We start from the raw sequence: 24412 nt of genomic DNA, 5'->3' as shown, positions 1-24412 counted from the left end.
GCCTCAGCACGCAGCCACTCGGGCGCTGCGGATGCCAAGGCATTCAGGGCAGCGCGCAGGGTCTCGGTCACACATTCGAGGCGGTTCAGGAAGCGGACGGCTCCGAGCACATGGGTCGAGTCGGTGCGCTGCCGGCCCCGGGCGCTCAGCAGCTTGTGCTCACGGCAGAGTGCCAGAAGGGTATCGAGCAGTTGCTCTTCTGCGCCTCCTGCCATGAGACGGCCGCGGAACTCGCTGAGAACCGAAGCATCGAAGCCAGAGTCGGTGAGTTCCAACCCCAGCAGGTACTTCCAGTCGATGCGCCCTCGGACGGCCTCGGCCGCCCTCCGGTCGGACAGGTTCTCGGCGAATTGGAGCAGGGTTACCAGCGCCAGCCGCCAGGGACATTCCGCCGGCTGACCGCGATGGGCGAAGAGCGGTGCGAACTGGGCATCGGTGAAGATCGTCCCGAGGCGGTCGCGCAAGCGCAGATAGGCATTGCCCTGGGGAAAGGCTGCACGGGCAACGATTGCGGTCGAAGTCGGAACGTCAGCACTCACGGTCGGGCGGAGCGACATGGAACCCTCCAGGTCTGGACCCAAGCCCCCACAGCTTGAACGCTGAGCCCACCTTAACCGCTCCACCGAATAACGAATTCGCCAGCAGTATCCAACGCGAGGGAAGATCACCGTGACCCTCCTGCAGGCGCCCACGGCACGAGATCTGGGCGCCGCGAACCGGGAGCACTGGACGAGCTTGCGCCAGCGTCTGCAAAGAGGCCGCCGCGCACGAACCCTGCGCACCCGCTTTCGGCACGATCCCGTCGTCTATAAGGCAGCACTTGAACAGCAGGCCGGCCAGCTAGCTTTGCCTTCCAATTTTTTCTAACACTCGTCAGGTTATCGAAAGCTGTTGGCGTTAGCTTGAGGAGGTGGATGCCTACGCGGCATCGCCGCCCGTCCATAATGAAGATAAACGCCGGAGTACCCGATGGTCTCAGCAATTGGAAGTTTTGGCAGCTTCGGTGTGTCCTTGGCCCGCGCAGGGGGCCATGGAACGCCCCATCCTAAAAAGCCGGTTGATCCTAACGAGCCATCAGATCCTAACAAACCGGTCAGGGGGCACGATCCGACGGATGTCCCATCCGATTCCGGCGACGGCTCGCGAGCTGCATCAGAACAAGAGGCCTTCGAACTGGCGCTCAGAGCGGTTGCGCTCACTATAATGAACGATGTCATGGCTGATGCCGAGGAGGCTATGGCAGAGACCGAAGAGGATACCTGACGCTGGATAGTCCTCGTCAGGAAGCAGCGTGCCGTTGATTACGGCACAATTCGAAGAAAGGAAAGCAATATGCCTGGTATTGGAGGAACCGCTGGTAGCGGCGCTAGTACAATTCTTTCGGCGGCTGGGAGCGCAGCTACCAAAACGGCGGGCGCTGCTACGTTCCAGGCCCAACTTGCCGATCTGGCAGCGGTTAGCGCCGAAGCTACGGCTAGGAGCATGCAGCTGCGCACGCTTACGACGGAGCTCTCGACAATCAAGAAGGCGGCCGACGAACGCGCTACGTGATGTCTGACGCCGGCCTTAGGTAGTCTCGATCGCACTACTTGGTGGCGCGATGTAGAGCTGAAACGGGCCGCACGGCGATTGCCGTGCGGCTCCTCTCCTTGTTCGGAAGAATATCCTTGGACGACGCGGTTTGCCTTCATTTCGAAGTTCTATCGGGCCTCTATTGCGGGCTGACCGGAACGCTGGCTCCAGGGACGAACGTAATAGGTAGCGGCCTTGATGCCGACATCGTCTTCGTCGAGCAGGGACTCGCGCCGAATCATCTTCGTATCACTCTTCGAGCCAATTCGATCGAGGTGGAGGCCCTTGGCGCTGGATGCAACGTGGAGAGCCGCGGGAGTATTGCCGCGGGTGAGTTTAGTCTTGTTCCTCTTCCGGCCATCACTGACCTAGGCGCGATGTCGATACTCTGGTCGGCACAGGGTGCAGCGCCAGCTGGTTCAAGAGTTGCGTCCCGCGTCGCGATCCCTGTGCCAGCTCTCGTGTTACTGGGCTCGATCGGGATCGGAGTAGTCTCAGCGGTTCTCTCCTACTACGGCAGCGCCCGGGCATCGAGCGCCAATTCAACTAATGCCAAACCTGAATCCAAACTGACCTACGACCAAACCGATGATCAGACTACCCTGGCAGCTGCTAAAGACCTGCAACAAGCAATCGATAAAGCAGGCCTTCTCAACATTAAGATCGGCTCCGCAAAGGGTGTTGTTACCGCTGAAGGCACCGTCACGTCCGCATCGGCCACGCGATGGCAGCAGGTTCAGCGGTGGTTCGATCAACACACGAAGGGCGCTCTAACACTGGTCAATAGGGTAATCACCAAGGAGGAGAAGTCGCCGTCCGCAATCGCAGTTGAAGCGGTTTGGCGCGGACCCTCGCCCTATGTTGTCGTCAAGGGTGAGAAGTATTTCATCGGGGCGCTTTTGGACGATGGATGGACAGTCGATCGGATCGAGGACAGGCAGGTGCTGCTGAGCCGAAATGGCCGCCTTGCTTCTCTCCCGTATTAGATGATTCCGGTCTTTAGGCAAATTTTAAGGAGAACTCCGTTTGCCAAGCCGCCACGCTTACCCTGTCGCCCCCGGAAGTCGGGCGCTGCGTGAAGGCGTTGTCGTCCCGCAGAACCAGTTACGGCGGGCGTGCCTACCCCGGTGGAACCGGAAGCAGCTTGGCTGGAGGCCCGCCGAAGGCGGGACCGGGCCTGGCGCCAGGCTACACGATAACAGACCACGGTTCCAAACCGGGAATGTCGTGCTTATCCCCAAGCAGCAGCGCGATTTGCTCGGCAGCCTTTCCTACGTCTGCCACGCTTGCCCGCAAAGCACGCGAAACCTGCCCCTGCTGCAGTTCGCCTCTCATGCTGGGTTGTGGTTGCTCGACTTTTGCGGTTTCCAGCCCATACGCTCGCCTCGGACCACTTCGGCGGGGACTCTAACGGTCCTGCACAGAACGGATGCATCTGGTAACCAGCCGTTCTCGCGACCTTTCAGTCTCAAGCGTCGCGATGGGTGGTGGATCTTCGAAAGCTGTTTAGCAGCATAGCGATTCTCAAACGATCACGAATGGAGGCTCCATGGCCAACATCATGCGTAACCTGATCCAGCGCGCGCCGGCCAACCCGGACCTCACGGTCGCGCTGATGCTAATTCTGGCCATAGCTATGATGGTGATGCCAATACCTCTTATTGTGATCGACGCTCTGATCGGGTTCAATATGGGATTGGCCGTACTGCTGCTAATGGTTGCTTTGTATATCAGCACGCCACTCGAATTTTCCTCTCTGCCCGGCGTTATCTTGATTGCAACGGTCTTCCGTCTGGCGCTCACCATCGCAACAACGCGGATGATCCTGGCCGAAGGGGAGGCAGGCAGCATCATTCACACGTTCGGTGAATTCGTGATCTCAGGCAATATCGTGGTCGGTATTGTTATATTTCTGGTTGTGACTATGGTGCAGTTCATCGTCCTCGCGAAGGGCGCCGAACGAGTAGCAGAAGTGGCGGCGCGCTTCACGCTCGACGCTCTGCCGGGCAAGCAAATGGCGGTCGCCGCAGAGTTACGAAATGGCGACATCGATGCCGACGAATCTCGGGCACGGCGCAGCGCATTGGAGAAGGAAAGCCAACTTTACGGTGCTATGGATGGTGCGATGAAATTTGTGAAGGGCGACGCTGTTGCCGGGCTGGCGATTATTTTCATCAACGCGCTGGGTGGGATTTCGATTGGCCTGCTTTCGAAGGGTATGCCCTTCGGCGAGGTGCTGCGTCATTATACCCTACTGACCATAGGCGACGCGCTAATCTCGCAGATTCCGGCCCTCCTGCTCTCAATTACCGCGGCGACAATCGTAACCCGTGTGACCGGGGCAGGGAGCCTTAACCTTGGAACCGACATAGTCAATCAACTCACGGGCAGTAAGCGAGCATTGCGGCTTGCGGCCGTTGTTTTGGTTGCGATGGGGCTCGTTCCTGGTTTTCCTCTGCCCGTCTTTCTTATCTTAGCCGCGATCTTCGCCGCGGCAAGCGTTGTCAAGGGTAATGGGCTGGGCGCGGGAGGCACCGCTTCTACAACTGCAGCGTCAGAGGAGCCTCAGAACGAAACCATGCCGTCGGAGGCATGTCCGATTGTCCTCTTCCTTGCGCCGGACCTTATGCGTGCGATCAATCAAGTCGAACTACAACAGCACATTGCGCGCGTTTCTCAATTAGTCTCCGCCGATCTCGGCATTATCGTCCCCCGTATTCCTGTCGCTGCCGATCAGCAGCTGCTGGGTTCACAGTTCAGGATAGATATCGAGAGCGTGCCGGTCGAGCAGAATTCGATTAATCCGACAGAGTTAACGCTCAAAGACGAGCTCGCGAACATTGAATCGAGTGGCATTCCCTTCCGGCATGATCCACAAGCAGACGCTATCTGGGCCGAACAAAGCTTTGCACCGGCTCTCAAAGCTGCTGGCATCAGGTATCACCATCCAAGCGAACTCCTCGCGCTACGTGTCCAAACGACGTTGACCCGCTATGCATCGCGCTTGATCGGCATCCAGGAGACCAGCCGGTGGATGGGCCGGATGGAGCGGGATTATGCTGATCTGGTGAAGGAGGTGCTGCGGACGACACCGATACCTCGGATCGCCGATGTACTCCGCCGCCTGCTGGATGAAGGTGTCCCGATCCGCAACTCTCGCATCGTGTTGGAGGCATTAGCCGAATGGAGCGAGCGTGAGCAAAATGTCGCCCTTCTCACGGAATACGTGCGCTCTTGTATGAAACGCCAGATCTGTCACCGCAATGCCAACAGACACGGAATCGTGGCCGCCTTGATTATCGAACGTGAAACTGAGGATTTGGTGCGCAGTGCGGCTCGAGACACAGCGGCAGGCCCCACGCTGGTACTAGAAGATCGGCAAAGCGAAGCTCTGGTGTCACAGATGCGTCAGGTTCTTTCCAGCACGGCGTCGGATCAGACCAACCCTGTCGTATTAACTTCGATGGATGTCCGACGCTTCGTCCGCGGTTTTCTCATGCGGAATGGGATCGATCTCTCTGTGCTCTCCTACCAGGACCTTGCGTCCGACTTCACGATTCAGCCCGCTGGATCGGTTACACTCCGCCTGGAAACGCTAGAGGGCCGTCAGGGGAAGCTCGCGATATCCGCGTTGCCATCAACGGATGGCGAAAGCACATGATGAAAGGTGAGAACTAGACATGTATTCGTATAGGATTGTAGGCTCATTGGCATTTCTTTCGTTTCGCTTGAAATCAGTTCTCGTCGCCGTACTTGCCATCCTTCCTCTCGGCGGTTGCGCGAGCTGGAGTAAGCCGGATCGTTCAATGGAGGAGACGCCGTCCCCAGCGTTATTAGGCGCCGAACACATCGATCCGGCTATGCGCGAACGCATTTTGCGCGCAGTCGGTCAGGACTCACAGGTGCCGACTTTGTTGGATTTGGAGCAGCATCCGGGTAACGTCGATGCGGCGATCAGTCTTACGAATGTCCTGCTGGCACAGAAGCGCCAGCAAGAGGCGCTTCAGGTACTCGACAGAGTCTTGGTTGCAGACCCGGAGAACTTGCGCGCATTAAATGCGAAAGGAGTTGTTCTGGATACTCAGGGGCGGCATGACGCGGCACAAGTGCTATATCGGCAGGCCCTCAAAAGGGAGCCAGGAAATCAGATGGTGCAACACAATCTCGACTTGTCCCTGGCGTCTGACGGGAACTCCGAACCGAGCGCATTGGCACCGTCACAATAACTTTGCACTGCACCAGACTCGATGCGCCTGTCAGAAGCGGTCGCAAATCGTGTTTCCGGAGGATGGCGCGCAATTACTTTTCTTTTCGCGTGAGAGGGCGCAGCAGAATGCGGCTCATGGCAAGGTAGAGCAGCATCTCGCGAGTCTCGATCAGGCGTTCGTAGCTCTTAGTCTGACGCCGTTGGTGGTCAACCAGGCGATCGTCCATTCAACAACCCAGCTTCGCGCAAGCACTTGAAAGCCACTCAGTCGCATTGGCGGTTCCGCACCGACACACATCCAAACGCCGCGGCTCTTCCAGTGTTGCGGGATCGTCAGCCCAGCAAAGCGCACGGTGCAGCCGGTCCTCCAGGTCACGATAGGCGGTATTTGGCTACGGCCGCTCGACGGCCGGAAAAGGATGCTGCCGACCCTGCGACGGGAGTTCAACCCGTGCGCGATCTGGGTGTCGACGGGTTGCACGGTGTTCTTCAGCAGCGTGCCATGTGTGTCGACGAGCAAGTGACGCTTGCGGCTCTTGGGCGCTTTCCCGCGATCGTAGCCCGCGTTTCAGCCATCGCAGTTGTCTTGACCGGCTGGTCATCGATGAACTCCGCGGTGGGCTGCGAGTTGCGACCGATCGTCCGAGAATCGCTCTCCCGGAAGGCCTCGGTCACGTGCTCGCGAGTGCCGTCCTCCCGCCACTGGGCATAGCGGTAGGAGACACCGCACCGGGGTAGATACTCATGCGGAAGCAACAGCCGTTGGGCTCCCGTGCGCAGCAGATAGAAGACCTCATCGACGAAGTGTCGTAACGAACAGGTCTGCCGCCCTCCCGCTGGGTACATGCGGGGACAAGGGCTCGAGCAGCGCCCATGTGGCATCGTTGAGATCGCTAGCGTAAGATCAGGCATCCATGACGGCGCTCGTGAGTCTTGCAACAGCCCGCATCCGCCGCAGCGGCCCAACACCATACCTATGGTGAATCAATCACTTGCAGCGCGAAATTAATGATTCTCACGCAGGTGGTGTAACATAGGGCGGTGTCGATCCTCGTGAGGAGGTGCGCGATGCAGGACAACGTGTGGCGGCCGGCGCATCTGACGCCGAAGCAAATGGAGGAGCGGCGTCTCGCGGCCGCAAGGCTGTTGCGCCAGGGACAGCTCTCCCGAGCCGAGATCGCCCGCCAATTGGGGGTGAGCCGCGCCAGCGTCTGTCGCTGGGCGGTCACCCTTGCCCAGGAGGGCTCGCACGGCCTGCACGCGCGACCCATTCCAGGACAGCTGCCCCGCCTGGATGAGAAAGCCTGGACCCGCTTGGGTCGACTCCTGGACCGAGGCGCAGTGGCGGCAGGCTTTGCCACCGAGCGGTGGACCCTCGAGCGCATCGCGGCCCTGATCGAGCGGGAGTTCGGGGTGCGCTATCATCCGCGCTATCTGGAGCGTCCGCTCAAGGCGCATGGGTTTAGCGTGCAGCGTCCCGCCACCCGGGCCAAAGAGCGGGATGAACTCGTGATCGCGGTCTGGCCTAAGCGCGAGTGGGTGGCGCTCAAAAAAAGGCGCAGCGGGAGCACCGGACGCTCCTGCTCATGGATGAGACGGGCCACAGCTCTCGGATCCGGCCGGGCACGACCTGGGCCCGGCGCGGGCTGACCCCGGTGCTGCAGCGCGTCAGCAAACGGCGGGAGGTGTCGAGCATCGTGGCGATCACGCCCGACGGGCGGCTCTATGCCCGTCATGTCCGCACCAGCGTCACAAGCAGCACCGTGATCGCGGCCCTGCGGTCTTTCCGCCGGAATGCGGATACCGACGCAATCCGTCCATGTGTACCGACTTGAAGTCGTCCCCGGTTCCGATTTGATCCCGTCCACCCTTCCGACTTGAAGCCGTCCATCCTTCCGATTTGATCCCGTCCAGGGATCGGTCTGAAGAACCCTGCTGCACCGGGTCATCCGATTGGGGCATTGCGACCTCTCCACCAGAGAGGGACGCGATGCCAGCAAACAGAGAGATGACCATGCGACAGATGCGGCAAGTGCTGCGGCTCCACGCCAGCCAAACCAGCGATCGCGAGATCGGCCGGATTGTCGGAGCGGCGCGCTCGACCGTGCGCGATGCCATCCAGCGCGCCAAGGCGGCTGGGCTGGCCTGGCCCCTGCCGGAGGACCTGACCGACGCTGCCCTGGAGGAGAAGCTGTTCGCCCGGGCGGGCACCCGGGTCGGCACGCGCCGCCGGCCGGAGCCGGATTGGGCCCACCTGGTCCAGGAACTCAAGCGGCCCGGCGTCAGCATCGCCATCCTGCATGAGGAGTACCGGGCGGACCATCCGGACGGCTACGGCTATTCGCGTTTCTGCGACCTGGTCCGCTCCTTCGAGCGCCGCCTGACCCCGACCATGCGCCAGCATCACGTCGCCGGCGACAAGGTGTTCGTCGACTACTCGGGCAAGAAGCTGCCCATCGTCGATCCCCTCACCGGCGAGGTCCGCCACGCCGAGATCTTCGTCGCGGTCCTCGGCGCCTCCAACCTGACCTATGCCGAAGCCACCTGGACCCAGACCCTGCCGGATTGGATCGAGGCGCATGTGCGCATGTTCCGGTTCCAGGGTGGCGTGACCAAGCTCATCGTGCCCGACAACCTGAAGAGCGGCGTCCACAAGGCCTCGTTCTACGATCCCGAGATCAACCGCAGCTACGGCAAGATGGCGGCCCATTACGAGGTCGGCATTTTGCCAGCCCGACCGCGCCGGCCGAAGGACAAAGCCAAAGTCGAGGCTGGGGTCCGCTTTGCTCAATCCTACATTCTCGGCCGCCTGCGCCACCGCACCTTCTTCTCGCTCCAGGAGGCCAATGCCGCGATCGCCGAGGCCGTCGCGCGCATGAACAGCGTGCCCATGCGCCGGCTCGGCGTCAGCCGGCGCCAGTTGTTCGAGACGATCGAGAAGCCGGCCCTCGCACCCTTGCCGGCGGAGGATTACGTCTTCGCGCAATGGCAGCTCGCCCGCGTCGGGCTCGATTATCACATCGAGGTCGAGGGCTTCTTCTACTCGGTGCCGTTTGGCCTCATCGGCCAGCAGGTCGAGGTGCGCGTCACCCAGCGCACGGTCGAGGCCTTCCACAAGGGCGGACGCGTGGCAGCCCACGCGCGGCGTTATGCGGGACGGGCGCATGGCACGCAGGCCGAGCACATGCCGAGCTCGCATCGCCGCTATGCCGCCTGGTCGCCCGAGCGCTTCCGCTCCTGGGCGGCGGCGATCGGCCCCAACACCGAGGGGCTGATTGCCGCCATCCTGGCGGCACGCCGCCATCCCGAGCAGGGCTTTCGCACCTGCATCGGGGTTTTGCAGCACATGCGCGGCTTTCCGCAGGACCGTGTCGAGGCGGTCGCGGCCAAAGCCCTGGCGATCCGGGCACTGACCTACAAGAGCATCGTGTCGCTTCTCGACACCCACCGCGAGCGCGCTCCCGCCGCCGATACCCCCGTTCTCACCCACCCCAATGTCCGCGGACCGGGGTATTTCCACTGACAGGAGACCGCCCATGTTGACCCATCCCACCCTCGACCAGCTTCACGCGCTGGGCCTGCACGGCATGGCCAAAGGCTTCAAGGCGCTCAGCGCCACTCCCGAGGCTGACGCGCTCAGCCATGCCGAATGGCTCGGCCTGATCCTCGATCATGAAGTGACGACGCGGCAGCAGAAGCGCTGCGAGACCCGGGCTAAGGCAGCCAAACTGCGCCATCCTGCCAGCGTCGAGGATGTTGACTTCCGGGCCGCGCGCGGCCTCGACCGAGCACTGTTTCTCAAGCTCGCCTCCTGCGACTGGATCCGCGAGCGGCGCAATCTGTTGCTCACCGGCCCGTGTGGCGTTGGAAAGAGCTGGCTCGCCTGCGCGCTGGGACACCGCGCCTGCCGGGAGGACCTGTCGGTACTCTACCATCGAGTGCCGCGGCTGTTCGCGGCGCTCGATCTCGCCCGCAGCGATGGCCGCTACTCTCGCCTGTTACGCAGCCTCGCCCGAGCCAAGCTGTTGATCCTCGACGACTGGGGCCCTGAGGCGCTCACCGGTGAGCAGCAGCGCGATCTGCTGGAGATCGTCGAGGATCGCTACGATGCCGGTTCGCTGCTGATCACCAGCCAGGTGCCGGTCGAGAACTGGTACGCGATGATCGGCAGCGTTCCGACGCTGGCGGACGCCATCCTCGACCGGGTCGTGCACAACGCCTACCGGATAAATCTAACCGGCGAGAGCCTGCGCAAGACCCGTCACACGCCAGCCGACGCTTGACCAGCGCCATCACCTCAACCACCATCCATCCCTGACCCGAAGAGCGGCACTCAGGTGGACGACTTCACCTCGGACCCATGGACGGCTTGAAATCGGAATGCCTGGACGGCTTCAGATTGGACAAAGTGGACGGCTTCGTCGGTATCCTCAGCCGGAACGTCGGTACGCCGCTGCTGGTGGTCTGGGATCGGCTTAACGCACACCGCTCACGCGCCACCACCGATTTTATTGCGGCCCATCCGCAGGACTACGCGGTCGCCTACCTGCCGGCTTATGCACCAGAGCTTAACCCGGAGGAGCAATGCAATGCCCTTGTCAAGCGAGCGATGGCCAATGCGCTACCTGAATCAGTCGCCGATCTGCACCGCCTGGCCCGCCGTGAATTCTGTCGCTTGCAAGGTCAACCCGAAATGATCGTCAGATTCTTTCGGCACACAGGCCTCTCTGTTGCAGGCCTTCCGTGAAGATCATTAGATGTCTCACTAGCCCTTTAGAGGCTGGTGAGCAATTATCTTTCCTTTCGCGTGAGACGGCGCAGCAGGATGCGGCTCATGGCGAGATAGAGCAGCATCTCGCCGGTCTCGACCAGGCGTTCGTAGTCCTTGGCCAGCCGCCGGTTGGTGGTTAGCCATGCCAGGGTTCGCTCAACGACCCACCGGCGCGCGAGCACCTGAAAGCCGCTCGGGCGCGTCGGCGGCTCCGCGTCGGCCCACGTCCAGACACCACCGGACCACCAGTGTTGCGGAATCGACAGCTTCCATCCGAGCGCTCTGCGCAACCAGTCCTTCAGCCCTCGATAAGCGGTGTCGGCCCACATCAACTCAATGGCCGGGAACAGATGCTGCAGCCGCTCCAGCAGGAGTTCGGCTCCGGCGCGATCGTGGAGATCGGCGGGCTGCACGCTGGTCTTCAGCAGATTGCCTTGTGTATCAACGAGAAGATGGCGCTTGCGGCGCTTGATCTTCTTGCCACCATCATAGCCACGCGGTCCGCCCATCTCGGTGGTCTTGACTGACTGGCTATCGATAGTCGCCGCACTCGGTTGAGGAGACCGGCCGATCGTGCGCCGATACCTCTCGCGCAGCACCTGTGTGATGTGCTCCCATGTGCCGTTCTCGCGCCACTGCGCATAATGGGAGAAGACGGCGTAGCGCGGCGGATATCCGTGAGGCAGTAGCCGCCATTGGGCTCCTGTCCGGAGCAGGTTGCGGATTCCGATTCAATCCGGACGGGGATTCCGATTTGACGCCGGACAGCATTCCGGAATGAAGCCGGACACCGTTCCGATCAATTACCGGACACTTTCCCCACTCTGATGATCCCCTGGGTCAGCAACTCGGGCATCACCCTCCTCACGTCATCGAGGAGAATGGAATGCCCGCCAAGAGGAAGCTGACCATGAGACAGTTGAGACAGATGCTGCGCCTGGCCCGGGACTGCATCAGCGTGCGCGACATCGCCGAGAGGCTCGGGATCGCGCGCAGCACCGTCCAGGAGAACCTCAAGCGCGCCGAGCAGGCCGGCTTGAGCTGGCCCTTGCCCGGCGACCTGACCGACGAGGCCCTGGAGAACAGGCTTTTCGCCCGCGCCGGCGTCAAGCAGGGACAGCGCCGGCGGCCCGAGCCCCACTGGGCCGAAGCCATCGTCGAATTGAAGAAGCCCGGCGTCACCCTGCAAATCCTCTGGGAGGAGTACCGGGCCGTCCATTCCAACGGCTATGGCTACAGCCGCTTCTGCGAGCTCTTCCGCTCGTTTGAGAGCCGGCTCTCGCCGACCATGCGCCAGGACCATATTGCCGGCGACAAAGTGTTCGTCGACTATTCCGGCAAGAAGATCGCCATCGTTGATTCCGACACCGGCGAGATCCGCCAGGCCGAGATCTTCGTCGCCGTGCTCGGCGCCTCCAACTTCACCTACGCCGAGGCGACCTGGACCCAGTCCCTGCCGGACTGGATTGGCGCGCATGGGCGCATGTTCCGCGTCTTCGGCGGCGTTCCGCGCCTGATCGTGCTGGACAATCTCAAGTCAGGGGTCAACCGGGCCTCGTTCTACGATCCCGAGATCAACCGCAGCTACGGCATGATGGCCGCGCATTACGGCATCGGCATCCTGCCGGCGCGGCCACGAAAGCCCAAGGACAAAGCCAAAGTGGAGAATGGCGTGCGCTTTGCCCAGACCTGCATTCTCGGACGGCTGCGGCACCAGACTTTCTTCTCGCTGGCCGAAGCCAATGCGGCGATTGCCGGCGCGTGCGAGCGCATCAACGATCATGTCGTGCGCCGCCTCGGGGTCAGCCGCCGGCATCTCTTCGAGACGATGGAGCGCCCGGCGCTCGCGCCGCTGCCGGGCGACGACTACGAGTTCGCCGAATGGCGCTTCGTGCGGGTCGGCACGGACTATCACGTCGAGTACGACGGCTTCTTCTATTCGGTTCCGCACGGCCTGATCCGCGCGCAGGTCGACCTGCGGGCCACCAGCCGCACGATCGAGATCTTCCACCGCGGCCAGCGCGTGGCAACCCATCAGCGCCGCTACGGTGGGCGCCGGCACAGCACCGACCCGGACCACATGCCGAGTTCCCATCGGCGCTATGCCGACTGGACCCCGGAGCGCTTCCGCCGTTGGGCGGCGTCCGTCGGCCCTCAGACGGAAGGTCTGATCACGGCTATTCTGGCGCGCCGCCCGCATCCTGAGCAGGGCTTCCGGACTTGCCTCGGGGTTCTGCGCCTGTTGCGCGATCTCGAACCCGCTCGCGCTGAAGCGGTGTCGGCCCGCGATCCCGAGCCCACCGCCATTCTGGAGCACGCCAACCTGCGCGGCCCCGGCTACTTCCACTAAGGAGATCCTGCATGTTGACCCATCCCACTCTCGCTCTGCTGGCCGATCTTGGTCTTCACGGCATGGCCAGTGCCTTCAAGGCTCTGCAATCCCAGCCCGAGGCTCGGGCTCTCGAGCATGGCGACTGGCTTGCACTGCTGCTCGAACGCGAGGCGACGCTGCGCTGTCAGAAGCGGTTTGAGAGCCGGGCGCGGGCGGCCCGCCTGCGCCATGACGCGCATGTCGAGGATGTCGACTTCAGGGCGGCGCGCGGTCTCGACCGCGGGCTCTTTCTCAAGCTGGCCGGCTGCGACTGGATCCGTGAACGACGCGGGCTCCTGCTGACCGGACCAGCCGGGGTCGGCAAAAGCTGGTTGGCCTGCGCGCTGGGCCAGAAGGCGTGCCGGGAGGACTTCTCGGTGGTGTATCACCGCGCGCCCAGGCTGTTTGCGGCGCTCGCTCTGGCGCGGGGAGACGGCCGCTATGCCCGGATGCTCAAGGCGCTGGCCCGCGTGGATCTTCTCATCCTTGATGATTGGGGGCCCGAGAAGCTCGCTGACGATCAGCGGCGGGATCTGCTGGAGATCGTCGAGGACCGGTACGAGCGGCGCTCCACCATCGTGACGAGCCAGATCCCGGTCGACCGCTGGTATGAGATCATCGGCAATCCGACCATCGCCGATGCGATCCTGGATCGCCTGATCCACAATGCTTACAGGATTGAACTGTCCGGCGAGAGCCTGCGCAAGCAGCGCTCCCCGGCCGCTGCATCATCGTCCGATTGACGACCGGCCAATCCCACTCCACCATCTCCCATGACCCAGGATCAAACGAGGAGAGTGTCCGGCTTCAGATCGGAACGCTGTCCGGAATGAAATCGGAATGGGTGTCCGGCTTCACCTTGGAATACGCGTCCGGCTTCACCGGTATCCGCAGCAGGTAGAAGATGGCGTCGGCGATGCGCCGTAAGGGATAGGTCTGTCGTCGCCCGGCAGGGTGGCTGCGGGGGATGAGGGGCTCGAGCAGCGCCCATTCCGCATCGGTGAGATCACTGGCGTAGCAACTGGCATCCATGGCAGGGCTCCAGGATCGTCAAACAGCCCACATCCGCAGCAGCGGCCAGCTCCACACCTATGATGAATCAAAGACTTAGGTTGAGCAATGAAATTGCTCACCAGCCTCTTAATGAGCTTCACGAAAGCGTTGTCGCATATGACCCTTTTGCGCGCTGGCGCGGTCGGAGCACCAGACCTCGGGCCGGTGCCCACCCATAAGGGTCCGTCACGCCTCGCGGGCCAGGGAGACGTGACGGACTACAGTATCCGAGCAGCGGAACACCCAATGCCAGGCGTTCGCACCCTCGGTCCGCACACCGGTCTGATCAGAGGCGATGACCCGGGCCTGGCCCAACGCCGCGATGCCTCAATTGCGCTCGGCCCCGAGGGCACCCTCGCCAGCCACAGGACGTTGATCACCCCACCTCGCTGACGGTGAGCCCGAACGGGTCCGCGAATGCGCTTTGCAGCAGCCTGTAGGACAGAGCCTGGGAGGTGTCGTGATAAGTGATGGCATGGGCGTGTGACACGAACGGTGTCCCCTTGCAGCGTCCGGCACGGATGCGGCGATCCGCGTCCACGCGCCGGCAGCGCACCGTCAGGCGCCGACATAAAGTGACGCGGGTCGCCACCTCCGGGAGGTCAAATTGCCCGTGGATGCTGATCGTCTCCGCCGACTAATCCGCTATCTGAACGGCTTCGCAGCGCAAGAACCGGTTAGGACGGTGCTCGACCACTTCATACGGCGTAGATAGGAGGATCCGGCTGCGGCCTTCGTAGCCCGTTTTGGAGCGCTCGCGCGGCTCCTTGCGATCAGTCGAGGGAGGTTCGGAGGATTTGGGCGAGGTCTTTTGCAGCCCCTGCAGTTGCAGCGCCAACTCGATCAGTTCTTCTTTGCTCAGACGCTCAAGATCGCTGCGGCCCACACAAACATGGAATCAGTGAAGCCCGATTTGTGGAGGGACCTGCATAACTACAAAATGACCGCGGCCCGCGCGGCCGGCCAACGCTGTGGTCAAATTTATACTAAACCTGCAGAGTAAAGAGCTTTCGCGACAGGTGCGAAATATTGCGCAGGAATGGCTTCGCCCAGCTTCGTCGCGCTGATAAGCTGACGCGTAAGAACATCATCACGGCGGATGTGGACACGTAGCCTCCGCGCTTCCCTTAACATTTTTGGAGCAGCCTCACCCTCGGCGCGGCAAACCAAGATTGGCACCCCGATCTCGCCACGAACGTAACGCAGACCGACGAGTACAGCCTTCCCTGCCAAGAGCAATGTGGCCCGGTGCACTCCCAGCGAAGGCTCGTGCGCAGCCTCGTTCCAGAGGCGACGTCTTTCAGTCTTTAGCTCCGGCGTACCTTCCTGATCCTTGAACTCACGCATCACCTCGGTTCTGGTCATGCGCATTTCGCGCAGAAACAACGCACGCTGCACCAGGAGATCGATCAGTCCGCCGACCAGAAGGGTACCCGCTCCGATCTGGCTTAGCAGTTTCGCTTGCGTAAACACGAGGCTGATACATCCCACGCCGCAGATCGGAAGATAGACCATCGTCTTCCACGTGCCGAGAAGGAAGAGAAGAAAGATTACGCTCAGGACAATTGCTTTGACTATAGTCTTGCCAACCTCCACTGCCGAACGCGCCGACGCCATCCGCTTCAGCCCATCGAACGGATTAATCTTTTCAAGATTGAGCGTCATTGCCTCCAATGAGAAGACAAATCCACCGTTGTTTATCAATCCAGCCAGTATTACCGCAGCGATGAGGGTTCCGAGCAACGGGCCAACAGTTTCCAGTGTGAGTTCGATGAGCAGGATGAGGGCCTGCCAGACCGCTATACTGAAGGGCAGGCTCTGCAGTTTATCTACCAATAGTAGCGCTTCGTGGCATTTGGCTTGTATCTCGCTGCCTCTGAACCAGATATAGCCGAGCCCACCGCATGTGGCGGCCGCACGGACGAAATCGGAGCTGCGCGCGATCTGCCCTCTTCTGCGCGCCTCGTTTAGCTTGCGCGAGCTTGCGGCATGCTTCTTCTCTTCACTCGACTCGCTCATTTCAGCAGTTCGCCCAGCCACTCAAGCGCGCCATTCGCTGGTTTGATCTCCAGTCTCATTGCCACCACCAGATATGCAGTATAGCCAGTCATAACAATCGGGAACCCGATATTCTTGATGATCGGAGACAGATGGCTCGACTTGAATTGCGGCGCAAAGCGCAGAAGTATCATCATTGAGAGGTCAACCAACAACAGGAAGGACACCACAGGCCCGGAGACCAATAAGGTCGTGAGCATCATGTGGTCGAGGAGTTCTAACAACTCCGTTGCTGCCCCGGCGGTCGGTGTGGGGTAGAACCGATACACAGGCCAGACCTGGAAGCTGCCATAAAGGGCGCTGGCCACAACCTCGAAGCCTCCCGAAGCGACGAAGACCGTAATAGCGGTGATCCCGAGAAAAATACCCATCGCTGAAGCCTGACTGTTCGTTGAGGGGTCGGACGGAGCGGATGGGCTGGTGATGCCGCGTTGGTTGTCGATAAACTCACCGGCCGCCTGAAGGCTCCATAACGGAATGCCGAGGAAAGTGCCAAGTAATAGGCCGGCAAAGATCTCCTTCACACCGAGCAGAGTCACCTGGATCAGACGTGTTTCCGGATCGAGCGCCTGCAATCCATCACTGACGAATGGCAAGCACGGGAGCCCCAAGGCGACAGCACAGGAGCCACGGATCAATCCGCTGAGCTGAGCCCGCGCAAACACCGGCAGCACCATTATAATGCCCGTCGCCCGAGCCGCGCTAAGGCCGGCTGCAGCGAGGAGTTCGATAGCCGAATGGATCAGGTTTTGAATCTCGGCCGGCAACGCAATCATGGTGGAGGCTGGTAGCTAGGAGCGATTGCGGGAAACTCGGTAAAGATTTGGTCAGCCAGCGCTATGAGCGGGGCGCTCAGCACAGGCGCAAACAGGCCAATCACCGCCACCACAACCAGAAGCTTTACCGTGAGGGGCAGGCTTTCATCCTGGATTTGCGTCGCCGCCTGGATGATCCCGATGACCAAGCCAACAATCACCGACGCAATGAGCGGCGGTAGAATCCAGATCATGAAAACCATCAATGACCGGCTCATAAGAGTGACAATGCTAGACTGAGTAATATTCAACCTCCCGGTGTGGCGTAACTCAACACAAGTCCGTGCATCAATCTCGACCACCCATCAATGGCGACAAACAAAAAAAGTTTGAAAGGGACAGAGATTACTGTCGGTGACACCATCGACATGCCCATCGCCATCAGAATTGCCGTTACGATAAGATCGATGACAATAAAGGGAAGGTAGAGAAGGAATCCTATCTCAAACGCGCGCTTGAGTTCTGAAAATAGAAAGGACGGTACGAGAATGGCGATATCATCGGGTGTGGTTCTGGCGCGCATTTCCTCTGGCCAAAGTCTTTCTGTCGCGGACAGGAAGAAACGGCGCTGCTCTGAACTTGTGAACTTCTTGAGATACTCGCGTACGGGCTCTCCCCCCTCTTTCGTGGCGCTTACCCAGTCGTCTAGCGTTTGATAACGGATCCTCGAGTCGGTCATACGACTATAGGCCTGTTCAATAACAGGTGCGCTGATGAAAGTGGCGAGGATGAGTGCTGCCGCGTACAGCACGACGTTCGGTGGTATAGTCTGGGTCCCGAGCGCATTGCGGACGAGGAACAGAACAACCGAAACCTTTATAAACGCCGTGGTTGTGACGACCGCCAAAACCAGAAGGCCGAGTCCGGCTGTGACCGCAAGAAGTGATAGAATCGGCGGCTGAATCTCAGTCATTGCATGTCAACCTGCTGCGAAGCCTGATGCCCAGCTCGTCTCCGACCCGCACGATGTCGCCACGACCGATGCGCCGACCGTTGGCTAGGATGTCGACGGGACCGTCGATCGGCCGACCAAGCTCGAAAACATGCCCTTCGCCCGCCCTTCTCAATTCTCCTAGAGACATAGGCCAGCGGCCGCATTCAAACACAAGCATGATTTCTATATCATCGAGATCTGCTTCCGATCGTTCTTGACGGGACTCGGGTTGGGTCGTCATATCCACATGCTCCACGGGGTGCGATCGCGGGCGGAAGGGACCCCGCAGGATCAAGTTGTCGCCCTCAATGTCTGCTCCGGCCCATAACTGGCCCACGGACAGGACCATCTGGCCGCGGCCAAACGGAGATATGTCTGGCAATAGAGCATCACCGATACATGCTTTGCGAACAAGCGCTGCCGGAGCACAGAGCGTGCCGACCACTCCTGCAACTATGGCCGGAAGTTCCTGGGGAACCTCGCGCGGCTGTAGCGGCAACTGGCGGATCAGTTCGCCTAATGCGCGGAAGGCAGGCGGCACCAAACCATCAAGAGGAGAGAACAGGAACAGACGGCCCTTGCCATCGACCGAGCCGAAGACGAGGTCAAGCTCTAGATAAGGAGCCACTGTTAGGGCTTCACCCAGGCCCACAAGCTGTAGGTTCAGCTGCGTCTGGCCCTCCAGTTGAGCCAAAAGCGGATCGAGTGCGAGTTCGAGAACGAGCGAAGCAGTTGGTTCGGAAGGCAAAGCAAGGCCGCTCTGTACTGTCGCGACGAGCGCCTCCACAAGCCGCTGTGACAGCGACAAGACGATCGTTTCAGCCCCGACGCGCCAAACGCAGTCAAGCATCGGAACAGTGGAAGGTTTCTGCTGCCAAACAAGCCCTTGTGTCCGCACCGACAGCGGCTTGTCGCCGATCCGGCTGTGAAGGGGCCGCCTGGAAGATGCTATATCATTGAGCCACGAGACAACCTCGTGGGACAATGTTAGCGCTGGTTCGAAGACAGTGGTTTTGACCAGAGCGGCTACCATTGCGGCTCTATGCTGCACAATCGCATCATTCAGGATCCTTGGGCTTAGCGGACCGGGTCGCGCGACAAATGGGCGAGCGAAACCCGCCCATACCGATGGCATATCTCGTCGTCCGCTTCTATTTCGCCTGCGGTCTCCGCATGAATATCTGCGGAGCGCCGGACGTCATCCTTAATAAGTTTCCATTTGTGCTTTGCTATCGAACGTTTGACCCATAGGCCCCTCATTTCAGACGCCGCTGCCTCGGCCTCTCCCTGAGCGAGGCGAGCACCATCGAGTACGCGGTGCCTAGAAGTGACTTCCGCCGCAAGCCGGTCAATTTCAAGGTGGTGACGGTCGAGCGCAGCGCCAGTCAATGTGTCAAGCGACATCAACTTTCCGTAGAGTGCCGCTTCCCGCAGTTCGCGATGTTGCAGTGCAATTGCAAGCTCCTCGGAGGCGCTCTGTACAGCTGAGGTGGCCATGCGTCGCTGACCGTCCTTCGCCGATAGCTGCCTAAGCGCGCTACGCTCTTGCAAATTCTTTAAAAACGATAACCTCAAGACGTGAACCTGATTCACGCAGTCAGACGCGACATCCATGCGATCGTTTCCTCAAAATCAGACGCCTCGCCTTCGCGCTGGCGCAAAAACTCTCTCAGGTCCCCAATCGTGGCGACAGCCCGGTCAGTTAACAGATCGCCGCCTTGCTGGTATTCGCCGACCTTGAGCAAAAACTCGGTCTCCGCATAGCGCGAAAGCAGATCGCGGAAAAACGACGCTGACGCGCGATGGGTGTCAGAAACGATCGCATCCATAACACGACTGCGACTCTGCAGCACGTCGATAGCAGGGAAATCCGATCGTGCCGCAATAGCGCGCGAGAGCACGACATGGCCGTCGAGAATGCCGCGCGACTCCTCCGCGATTGGATCCCCGGCACCGTCACCTTCGACGAGGATCGTATAGAACGCTGTAATCGAGCCTTGTTCATCCATGCCGGCACGTTCCAGCAGGCCCGGAAGCATGGCGAAAACAGAAGGAGGGAAGCCGCGCCGGGTCGGCGGTTCGCCAGCAGCAAGGCCTATTTCGCGCATGGCGCGGCAGAATCGCGTCAGCGAATCCAGCATGAGCGCTACACGTAACCCTTGTTCGCGAAAGTATTCCGCCAGCGCGGTCGCCACAGGAGCACACTGCGCCCGCTCCACGGCCGAGCGGTCCGAGGTCTCAACAACGACGATCGTACGGCGGAGGCCCTCCTCCCCAAGATGCCGCTCGATGAATTCACGAACTTCACGTCCACGCTCGCCTATGAGGGCGACGACGAAGACGTCGGCAATGGCACCTCTTACGATCTGTGACAATAACGTCGACTTGCCGCAACCAGGCTCGCCATAAATCCCAATTCGCTGGCCCTCTCCACATGTGAGGAGACCATCCAGGGCGCGGATCCCGAGCGGGAAGGGCTGCTCAACGATGCGCCTTTTCATTGGATTAGGCGCCCTGGCGTGCAGCGGACGGGTTTCGGCAGCTTTGACGTCGCCCTTGCTGTCAAGTGGACGGCAACGACTGTCAATCACACGGCCAAGCAAATCGGGACCGACCGGCACTTCACGCATTCGTCCGGTGGGTACGACCTCTGCGTGGCTGGACAGACCCACTAAGTCACCGATTGGCGTGAGCAATACCCCATTGTCCAACAAACCGATCACCTCTGCTTCAAGCGACAGGCCGGTTCGCGCATCCTGCAGCAGACAAAGCTCGCCAATCCGAGCACCCGGCAACACGGCATTGACAAGGGTTCCTACGGCGCGCGTGATTCGGCCACGCACGACACGCGTGTCGATTTGCTTTACTATGGACCTCAAAGACGAGATTGCCGGATCGGGAGCACGGCTATGGGTGGGATTAGTATGCTGTGGCATTGGGGGGATCACAGTTCGCCCCCGTCAGAATGGACGCGAAAGCCAAGCCGCAGCGCACGCATCTGTGCGTCAAGTCCAAGCTCCACATTACCGTACTCGCTCCAGAGCACGCACTGTTGTGGTGACAACGTCGGATCCGGATCAACTCGAACCCTCGGCTGACCCTCCCGCCCGTCGCATCCAATAAAGGCACGCGCGAGCATGTCGACCTGCGTGGGATGCACATGAAGGTAAACTTCCGCGCCGCTATAATTGCGCTCGATCGCATGACGAACCGCGGTGACCAACAGCTCGCCCGGATCGAAGGCCCCTAGAAGCTCGGTTACTATCTCTATCACCAGCTGTGGTAGTTCCTGCTCTAGAACCGCCCTCCGGCGCGCCACCTCGGACGCCGCCCGCGCGATGAGCCGGGCCATCTCCTCAGCGCCTGCATTCAGGCCATCGGCGCGGCCCCGTGCCCATTCACGTTGATAGGCGGAGCGCGCCCACCTGCGAACCCGCTGCCGATGCCGGTCTGCTGCATCACGCGCTTCTGCAGCGCAATGCCAGGTCTCGAGTTCACTCGCTGATATCAGTGGCCCTAATGGGCGCATCTGCGGCGTGATGGGAGGCGCGGGGGCGTCGGCTGTCATGTGGCCCGGTTCTCCGCACCAAGCTGGGTTAGGACAAGCGAGACCAGCCGGCCGGAGGCCTTACTGTGTTCAGGCGACGGGCTTTCTGCGGCGGTCCCGAGGGGCAATCGAAGAAGAACGCGCTTACGGCCGAGGGCTGTACTGTCATTGAGCCAAGCGCCGAGACAGGCATGCCCGTCGTGGTTGATTTGCTGCGCCAATTGTTCAGGATCGGCAATCGGAGCGTTTGCGAGCGCGATCGCATGGGCGAGATGTCGGATGCCGAACGCGTGGGCATCAGCGCCAATGTGCTCTGCAAGTACTGCGAGGTCAGACTTAGAAACGAGCTTCAGCAGCGATCGCGCATGCCAGACACTACCAGCAAGGAGCGCGACCCGCTGGGGATCACGCCCGCCGAGAAGATCCGGCTCCCAGTTGCTTCCACTCGCATGCAGTTCATTGTCAAGCAGCAGCTCCGCCAATCTTGACTGCAGCCGGGGATGCTTCTGCAACTGCACTAACGTCGTGGCGGACAGCTCCGGATCAAGACGCGCGGCAAGACGGGTTGGATGGGCCAAAGCGGCAACATCGTTCAAGCTCGCCGAACGCGATTGGAGCGATTGAACGGATCCGGAAGTAGATGCGGGCATCAGTATTGGCATCGGGAGTACCAGTCACGCGCTGCGGTCGATGATACTTTTTGCGAACGGGCTCGATAGCGCAACCACCGAGCGACCCTCGGGCTTGGCCCGTGTGCCCGATGATTGCCTGTGCCGGCGTCTTAGAGTACTGGTTAAGAAATAGCACGCTGCCGCAAGTAAAGCTACGGCAACACCCGTCCCGATGGCTAGAAGGGGCGCTGGAACCGAGCCCGATGGTTGGGCCGAAAAACTTTCGAGTACGAGCCGTTGTTCGCGTACGGAGTGCGCCACTGGTACAAAGACCACTTCGACTTTTTCGTAAGACAGTCCTTCGATGCTGTCGGCGACGAGCATTTTTATCTTCGGTAGCAGAACTGAAAGATCCTCTTTGGCATCATGGCGGATAAAAACTGCCGCCGAGGACGGCGTACCGCCTGATCGTAACAGGTCGTTATTCGGCAGAACGACATGGACACGCACTGAAAAGACCCCATCGATGTCGTTGATGGTACGCGACAGCTCCTCGCTCAGGGCATACACATATCGAGCGCGCTCCTCAGTCGGTGAGGCAATCAGGCCTGATCCACTGAAGATCTCGCCGAGATTTTTGAAAGACTGGCGCGGCAGCCCTTTGGCGCTCAGGAGTTCGATAGACAGCGCAAGCTGTTCCTCGTCAACCTGAAGCGAGGAGGTTCCATCCTTCGCCGCAACACGGACTGCGTCGACCCCGCTGTCGATCAGAAGCGCGAGCATCTCATTCGCCTCACGCTCCTGCAACCGTGTGTAAAGATCCACCTTGCAACCGCTAAGAGCAAACAGAAGTGGCAGCGTGACGAGGCGCAACGATCGCCGACCGAGTGGCCAGCTATGGATCATTTTGACGTGAGCTAACTTAATCATCGCCGCCGCTCATCCTTGCTTTATGAGCGTATTCACAGACGAGGTGACGCCGCTGACACCCTTGGAAATTATAGAAATCTGTGTGACGCCAAAGTAGAGATCCCGCAGACCAGCGATCATTGCGCCGAAATCGTGCCCAATCGGCGTTCCCGCTGCCGCACCGTCAACAGGGAGCTTCTGCGCCGGCCCAGGTAGAGCGTTCTTTTCGTGGCTTAGCTGCTTGTCGGGCGCGGAAGAAGCAACTGAATTGTCTCGGCAGATGGGAGAGATCATCTGGAACAGGCGGTCGCCCCAGGGGCTTGTCTGCGCGGTCGTGCGTTCAACATCCAACGGCGCGGTGACTGGCACCACCCTTGCCGGCCCAAGCACGGTATCATTCTTCGAATCGGCGGCCGCCTGCGCTAGCGCACACTCAAACTGCGCCTGCTCGCCCAGCGGCGGTGATGCCGGCGCTGGACAAAATTCGGTCGGATTGGCAGAGATTGACGAGACAGGCATCATCATGCAAGGACTCGATTTGTTTCTCGTTCGCGTTGAATGAGTCCAGCCGGTTCTCACCCGCTGTTGCGCCGATACCTAGCGAAGCGAGCTGACGACAAGCTTACGAGGGCGCGATTATCACAGAATAAGGTGTCTTCGCGGCTTAAGTGGTTTTGAGAGTTTCAGCCTTTGATTTATCAGGACGCCATGTCAAGAGCTCAGATCCGACCCACCATTCTGCGCAACCTGAAGAGACTCTTCTTTGTCGGGCTTTTCGTCTCCTTTGAAATACGCTCAACTCTCGGCTTGTCTCTATCGCTTCCCTCGACGCCCTATAGGTATACGGTTCTGGATCAGGATCTCTCTGCCGCGCTGAAGGAATTCGGAAGCAACCTGAAAATTCGCGTCAACGTCAGCGCCGAGGTAAGGGGACGGATTCGCGGGCGTATGCCGGATTTGGCGCCGCGCGAGTTCCTAGACCGGTTAACGGAACTGTACGATCTTCAGTGGTATTTCGACGGCCTTGTGCTTTATGTGTCTGCTGCCAGGGAAGCACAGACTCGGATGCTTGTGCTGGCCCCGGTTCGCTTCGATGCATTTAAGACAGCTCTCGATGAGCTTGACATATCCGATGCCCGCTATGTCGTAAGGCCGGCGCCGGGGAATGGTCTCGTCTTGGTTTCCGGCCCACCTCGCTTCGTCACGCTCGTGGAGCAGACGTTCAACGGCCTCGTCGCCGAGGCGCGTGCGCAGCTTCCCGTCGCGGCGCCGACGAAGCAATCCGTACTGATACTGTTTCGGGGCTCCTCCACCATGGTCGTGCGCGATGGACGACCGGAGGTCTCCAATTTTTCTGACGTACCGCCACAGGACGGTGTGAAGCGTGAGTCGAATCAGAAATAACTGGGATCCCGCAGCTTCTGAGGAGGTACCAGCCGCGGCCGCATCCTGAATCGATTCTTTGGAGTTAGTCAGGTTGTCGAAAGCTGAACCGGTCATGATGAGATTCGGGACGCAGCGATCGTCGGCCAGGTGGGCTGGAAAGAGAATGTGGTGCGATCAA

General features: G+C 60.4%; 27 protein-coding genes and 1 pseudogene. 11 read left to right on the top strand and 17 right to left on the bottom strand.

The genetic code is table 11. From position 1 onward, the window contains the following. Positions 1-557, bottom strand: a 557-nt coding sequence (locus NF876_RS35290) for a transposase (RefSeq protein ID WP_262272736.1), incomplete at its 3' end; no start/stop codon positions are given. Positions 558-669: 112 nt separating this feature from the next. On the opposite strand from NF876_RS35290, the gene NF876_RS35285 reads away from it, so the two are divergent. The 4 genes from NF876_RS35285 to NF876_RS35270 all read left to right on the top strand — a co-directional run bounded on the left by NF876_RS35285 (position 670) and on the right by NF876_RS35270 (position 5798). Further along, positions 670-867, top strand: a complete 198-nt coding sequence (locus NF876_RS35285; protein WP_210806532.1) for a hypothetical protein — start codon at positions 670-672, stop codon at positions 865-867. 800 nt (positions 868-1667) lie between these two features. Next, a complete protein-coding gene (locus NF876_RS35280) occupies positions 1668-2558 on the top strand; it encodes a SctD/MshK family protein (RefSeq protein ID WP_210806534.1) in 891 nt (296 codons plus the stop codon). 563 nt (positions 2559-3121) lie between these two features. Beyond that, entirely contained in the window at positions 3122-5233 is a 2112-nt protein-coding gene (gene sctV, locus NF876_RS35275) for a type III secretion system export apparatus subunit SctV (protein ID WP_210806536.1), read from the top strand. 46 nt (positions 5234-5279) lie between these two features. Continuing rightward, a complete protein-coding gene (locus tag NF876_RS35270; RefSeq protein ID WP_247654260.1) occupies positions 5280-5798 on the top strand; it encodes a tetratricopeptide repeat protein in 519 nt (172 codons plus the stop codon). A gap of 73 nt (positions 5799-5871) precedes the next feature. Here the strand turns inward: NF876_RS35270 and NF876_RS35265 are convergent, their stop codons facing one another. Both NF876_RS35265 and NF876_RS35260 read right to left on the bottom strand, forming a co-directional pair. Then, positions 5872-6006: a hypothetical protein gene (locus NF876_RS35265; protein WP_262272735.1), complete on the bottom strand. Its 135-nt coding sequence runs from the start codon at positions 6004-6006 to the stop codon at positions 5872-5874. Positions 6007-6268: 262 nt separating this feature from the next. Further along, a complete protein-coding gene (locus NF876_RS35260; RefSeq protein ID WP_247654261.1) occupies positions 6269-6625 on the bottom strand; it encodes a transposase in 357 nt (118 codons plus the stop codon). Positions 6626-6847: 222 nt separating this feature from the next. On the opposite strand from NF876_RS35260, the gene NF876_RS35255 reads away from it, so the two are divergent. From NF876_RS35255 to NF876_RS35240, 4 genes are all read left to right on the top strand, one after another. Next, positions 6848-7429, top strand: coding sequence for a winged helix-turn-helix domain-containing protein (locus tag NF876_RS35255; RefSeq protein WP_210806541.1), 582 nt, complete (start codon positions 6848-6850; stop codon positions 7427-7429). A 364-nt stretch (positions 7430-7793) separates the two neighbouring features. After that, complete coding sequence (istA, locus tag NF876_RS35250; RefSeq protein WP_262272738.1) at positions 7794-9302, top strand: IS21 family transposase; 1509 nt, start codon at positions 7794-7796, stop codon at positions 9300-9302. 13 nt (positions 9303-9315) lie between these two features. Further along, positions 9316-10062, top strand: a complete 747-nt coding sequence (istB, locus tag NF876_RS35245; protein WP_262272734.1) for an IS21-like element helper ATPase IstB — start codon at positions 9316-9318, stop codon at positions 10060-10062. 77 nt (positions 10063-10139) lie between these two features. Continuing rightward, positions 10140-10526, top strand: coding sequence for a transposase (locus NF876_RS35240; RefSeq protein WP_262272733.1), 387 nt, complete (start codon positions 10140-10142; stop codon positions 10524-10526). 44 nt (positions 10527-10570) lie between these two features. Here the strand turns inward: NF876_RS35240 and NF876_RS35235 are convergent, their stop codons facing one another. Continuing rightward, entirely contained in the window at positions 10571-11266 is a 696-nt protein-coding gene (locus NF876_RS35235; protein WP_256439472.1) for an IS5 family transposase, read from the bottom strand. A gap of 170 nt (positions 11267-11436) precedes the next feature. On the opposite strand from NF876_RS35235, the gene istA (NF876_RS35230) reads away from it, so the two are divergent. Then, positions 11437-12900 (top strand): IS21 family transposase, encoded by a 1464-nt coding sequence (gene istA / locus NF876_RS35230; protein WP_373696769.1) that lies wholly within the window; start codon positions 11437-11439, stop codon positions 12898-12900. 11 nt (positions 12901-12911) lie between these two features. Continuing rightward, positions 12912-13664: an IS21-like element helper ATPase IstB gene (gene istB / locus NF876_RS35225; RefSeq protein ID WP_210806546.1), complete on the top strand. Its 753-nt coding sequence runs from the start codon at positions 12912-12914 to the stop codon at positions 13662-13664. Between the two features lie 145 nt (positions 13665-13809). Here the strand turns inward: istB (NF876_RS35225) and NF876_RS35220 are convergent. The 13 genes and pseudogenes from NF876_RS35220 to NF876_RS35160 form a co-directional block, all read right to left on the bottom strand. Beyond that, positions 13810-13953 (bottom strand): annotated as a pseudogene (locus tag NF876_RS35220) (transposase); the annotation flags it as partial. A gap of 658 nt (positions 13954-14611) precedes the next feature. Further along, a complete protein-coding gene (locus tag NF876_RS35215; RefSeq protein ID WP_210806548.1) occupies positions 14612-14860 on the bottom strand; it encodes a hypothetical protein in 249 nt (82 codons plus the stop codon). Positions 14861-14955: 95 nt separating this feature from the next. Beyond that, positions 14956-15993 carry an EscU/YscU/HrcU family type III secretion system export apparatus switch protein gene (locus tag NF876_RS35210; RefSeq protein ID WP_210806550.1) on the bottom strand — a complete coding sequence of 346 codons (1038 nt, stop codon included), beginning with the start codon at positions 15991-15993 and terminating at the stop codon, positions 14956-14958. Next, positions 15990-16808: a type III secretion system export apparatus subunit SctT gene (gene sctT, locus NF876_RS35205; protein WP_210806552.1), complete on the bottom strand. Its 819-nt coding sequence runs from the start codon at positions 16806-16808 to the stop codon at positions 15990-15992. Before sctT ends, NF876_RS35210 begins: the two co-directional genes overlap by 4 nt. After that, positions 16805-17065, bottom strand: coding sequence for an EscS/YscS/HrcS family type III secretion system export apparatus protein (locus tag NF876_RS35200; protein WP_210806555.1), 261 nt, complete (start codon positions 17063-17065; stop codon positions 16805-16807). The genes sctT and NF876_RS35200 overlap by 4 nt, the downstream gene beginning before the upstream one ends. 29 nt (positions 17066-17094) lie before the next feature. After that, entirely contained in the window at positions 17095-17760 is a 666-nt protein-coding gene (gene sctR, locus NF876_RS35195) for a type III secretion system export apparatus subunit SctR (protein WP_114948592.1), read from the bottom strand. After that, the gene (sctQ, locus tag NF876_RS35190; RefSeq protein WP_210806558.1) at positions 17753-18814 is read right to left on the bottom strand and encodes a type III secretion system cytoplasmic ring protein SctQ; all 1062 of its coding nucleotides are present in this window, start codon (positions 18812-18814) and stop codon (positions 17753-17755) included. The genes sctR and sctQ overlap by 8 nt, the downstream gene beginning before the upstream one ends. 44 nt (positions 18815-18858) lie before the next feature. Then, on the bottom strand, positions 18859-19395 hold the full coding sequence (locus NF876_RS35185; RefSeq protein ID WP_210806561.1) for a hypothetical protein: 537 nt from the start codon (positions 19393-19395) through the stop codon (positions 18859-18861). Continuing rightward, the gene (gene sctN / locus NF876_RS35180) at positions 19371-20717 is read right to left on the bottom strand and encodes a type III secretion system ATPase SctN (RefSeq protein WP_210806563.1); all 1347 of its coding nucleotides are present in this window, start codon (positions 20715-20717) and stop codon (positions 19371-19373) included. Before sctN ends, NF876_RS35185 begins: the two co-directional genes overlap by 25 nt. Positions 20718-20725: 8 nt before the next feature. Beyond that, a complete protein-coding gene (gene sctL / locus NF876_RS35175; protein ID WP_210806566.1) occupies positions 20726-21349 on the bottom strand; it encodes a type III secretion system stator protein SctL in 624 nt (207 codons plus the stop codon). Further along, positions 21346-21924, bottom strand: a complete 579-nt coding sequence (locus NF876_RS35170) for a nodulation protein NolU (RefSeq protein WP_371823135.1) — start codon at positions 21922-21924, stop codon at positions 21346-21348. Before NF876_RS35170 ends, sctL begins: the two co-directional genes overlap by 4 nt. Before the next feature lie 78 nt (positions 21925-22002). Continuing rightward, positions 22003-22869, bottom strand: a complete 867-nt coding sequence (sctJ, locus tag NF876_RS35165; protein WP_114948598.1) for a type III secretion system inner membrane ring lipoprotein SctJ — start codon at positions 22867-22869, stop codon at positions 22003-22005. Between the two features lie 9 nt (positions 22870-22878). After that, entirely contained in the window at positions 22879-23373 is a 495-nt protein-coding gene (locus NF876_RS35160; protein WP_114948599.1) for a nodulation protein NolB, read from the bottom strand. 183 nt (positions 23374-23556) lie between these two features. On the opposite strand from NF876_RS35160, the gene NF876_RS35155 reads away from it, so the two are divergent. Next, a complete protein-coding gene (locus NF876_RS35155) occupies positions 23557-24252 on the top strand; it encodes a secretin N-terminal domain-containing protein (protein ID WP_262272737.1) in 696 nt (231 codons plus the stop codon). Positions 24253-24412 lie beyond the last annotated feature (160 nt).

It is taken from the genome of Microvirga yunnanensis (assembly GCF_025460875.1).
This window is presented reverse-complemented; position numbering and strand designations above follow the sequence as displayed.

Excerpts from the sequence above, each read along its gene's own strand:
- NF876_RS35265 (WP_262272735.1), bottom strand. The coding sequence starts at position 6,006 with ATGGACGATCGCCTGGTTGACCACCAACGGCGTCAGACTAAGAGCTAC.
- sctL (WP_210806566.1), bottom strand. The coding sequence starts at position 21,349 with ATGACAGCCGACGCCCCCGCGCCTCCCATCACGCCGCAGATGCGCCCA.
- sctQ (WP_210806558.1), bottom strand. The coding sequence starts at position 18,814 with ATGGTAGCCGCTCTGGTCAAAACCACTGTCTTCGAACCAGCGCTAACA.
- NF876_RS35185 (WP_210806561.1), bottom strand. The coding sequence starts at position 19,395 with ATGGATGTCGCGTCTGACTGCGTGAATCAGGTTCACGTCTTGAGGTTA.
- NF876_RS35255 (WP_210806541.1), top strand. The coding sequence starts at position 6,848 with ATGCAGGACAACGTGTGGCGGCCGGCGCATCTGACGCCGAAGCAAATG.
- sctV (WP_210806536.1), top strand. The coding sequence starts at position 3,122 with ATGGCCAACATCATGCGTAACCTGATCCAGCGCGCGCCGGCCAACCCG.
- istA (WP_373696769.1), top strand. The coding sequence starts at position 11,437 with ATGCCCGCCAAGAGGAAGCTGACCATGAGACAGTTGAGACAGATGCTG.
- sctJ (WP_114948598.1), bottom strand. The coding sequence starts at position 22,869 with ATGATTAAGTTAGCTCACGTCAAAATGATCCATAGCTGGCCACTCGGT.
- NF876_RS35200 (WP_210806555.1), bottom strand. The coding sequence starts at position 17,065 with ATGAGCCGGTCATTGATGGTTTTCATGATCTGGATTCTACCGCCGCTC.
- istB (WP_210806546.1), top strand. The coding sequence starts at position 12,912 with ATGTTGACCCATCCCACTCTCGCTCTGCTGGCCGATCTTGGTCTTCAC.
- sctR (WP_114948592.1), bottom strand. The coding sequence starts at position 17,760 with ATGACTGAGATTCAGCCGCCGATTCTATCACTTCTTGCGGTCACAGCC.
- sctT (WP_210806552.1), bottom strand. The coding sequence starts at position 16,808 with ATGATTGCGTTGCCGGCCGAGATTCAAAACCTGATCCATTCGGCTATC.
- NF876_RS35155 (WP_262272737.1), top strand. The coding sequence starts at position 23,557 with ATGTCAAGAGCTCAGATCCGACCCACCATTCTGCGCAACCTGAAGAGA.
- NF876_RS35160 (WP_114948599.1), bottom strand. The coding sequence starts at position 23,373 with ATGATGATGCCTGTCTCGTCAATCTCTGCCAATCCGACCGAATTTTGT.
- NF876_RS35240 (WP_262272733.1), top strand. The coding sequence starts at position 10,140 with ATGGACGGCTTGAAATCGGAATGCCTGGACGGCTTCAGATTGGACAAA.
- istB (WP_262272734.1), top strand. The coding sequence starts at position 9,316 with ATGTTGACCCATCCCACCCTCGACCAGCTTCACGCGCTGGGCCTGCAC.
- istA (WP_262272738.1), top strand. The coding sequence starts at position 7,794 with ATGCGACAGATGCGGCAAGTGCTGCGGCTCCACGCCAGCCAAACCAGC.
- NF876_RS35210 (WP_210806550.1), bottom strand. The coding sequence starts at position 15,993 with ATGAGCGAGTCGAGTGAAGAGAAGAAGCATGCCGCAAGCTCGCGCAAG.
- sctN (WP_210806563.1), bottom strand. The coding sequence starts at position 20,717 with ATGCCACAGCATACTAATCCCACCCATAGCCGTGCTCCCGATCCGGCA.
- NF876_RS35260 (WP_247654261.1), bottom strand. The coding sequence starts at position 6,625 with ATGTACCCAGCGGGAGGGCGGCAGACCTGTTCGTTACGACACTTCGTC.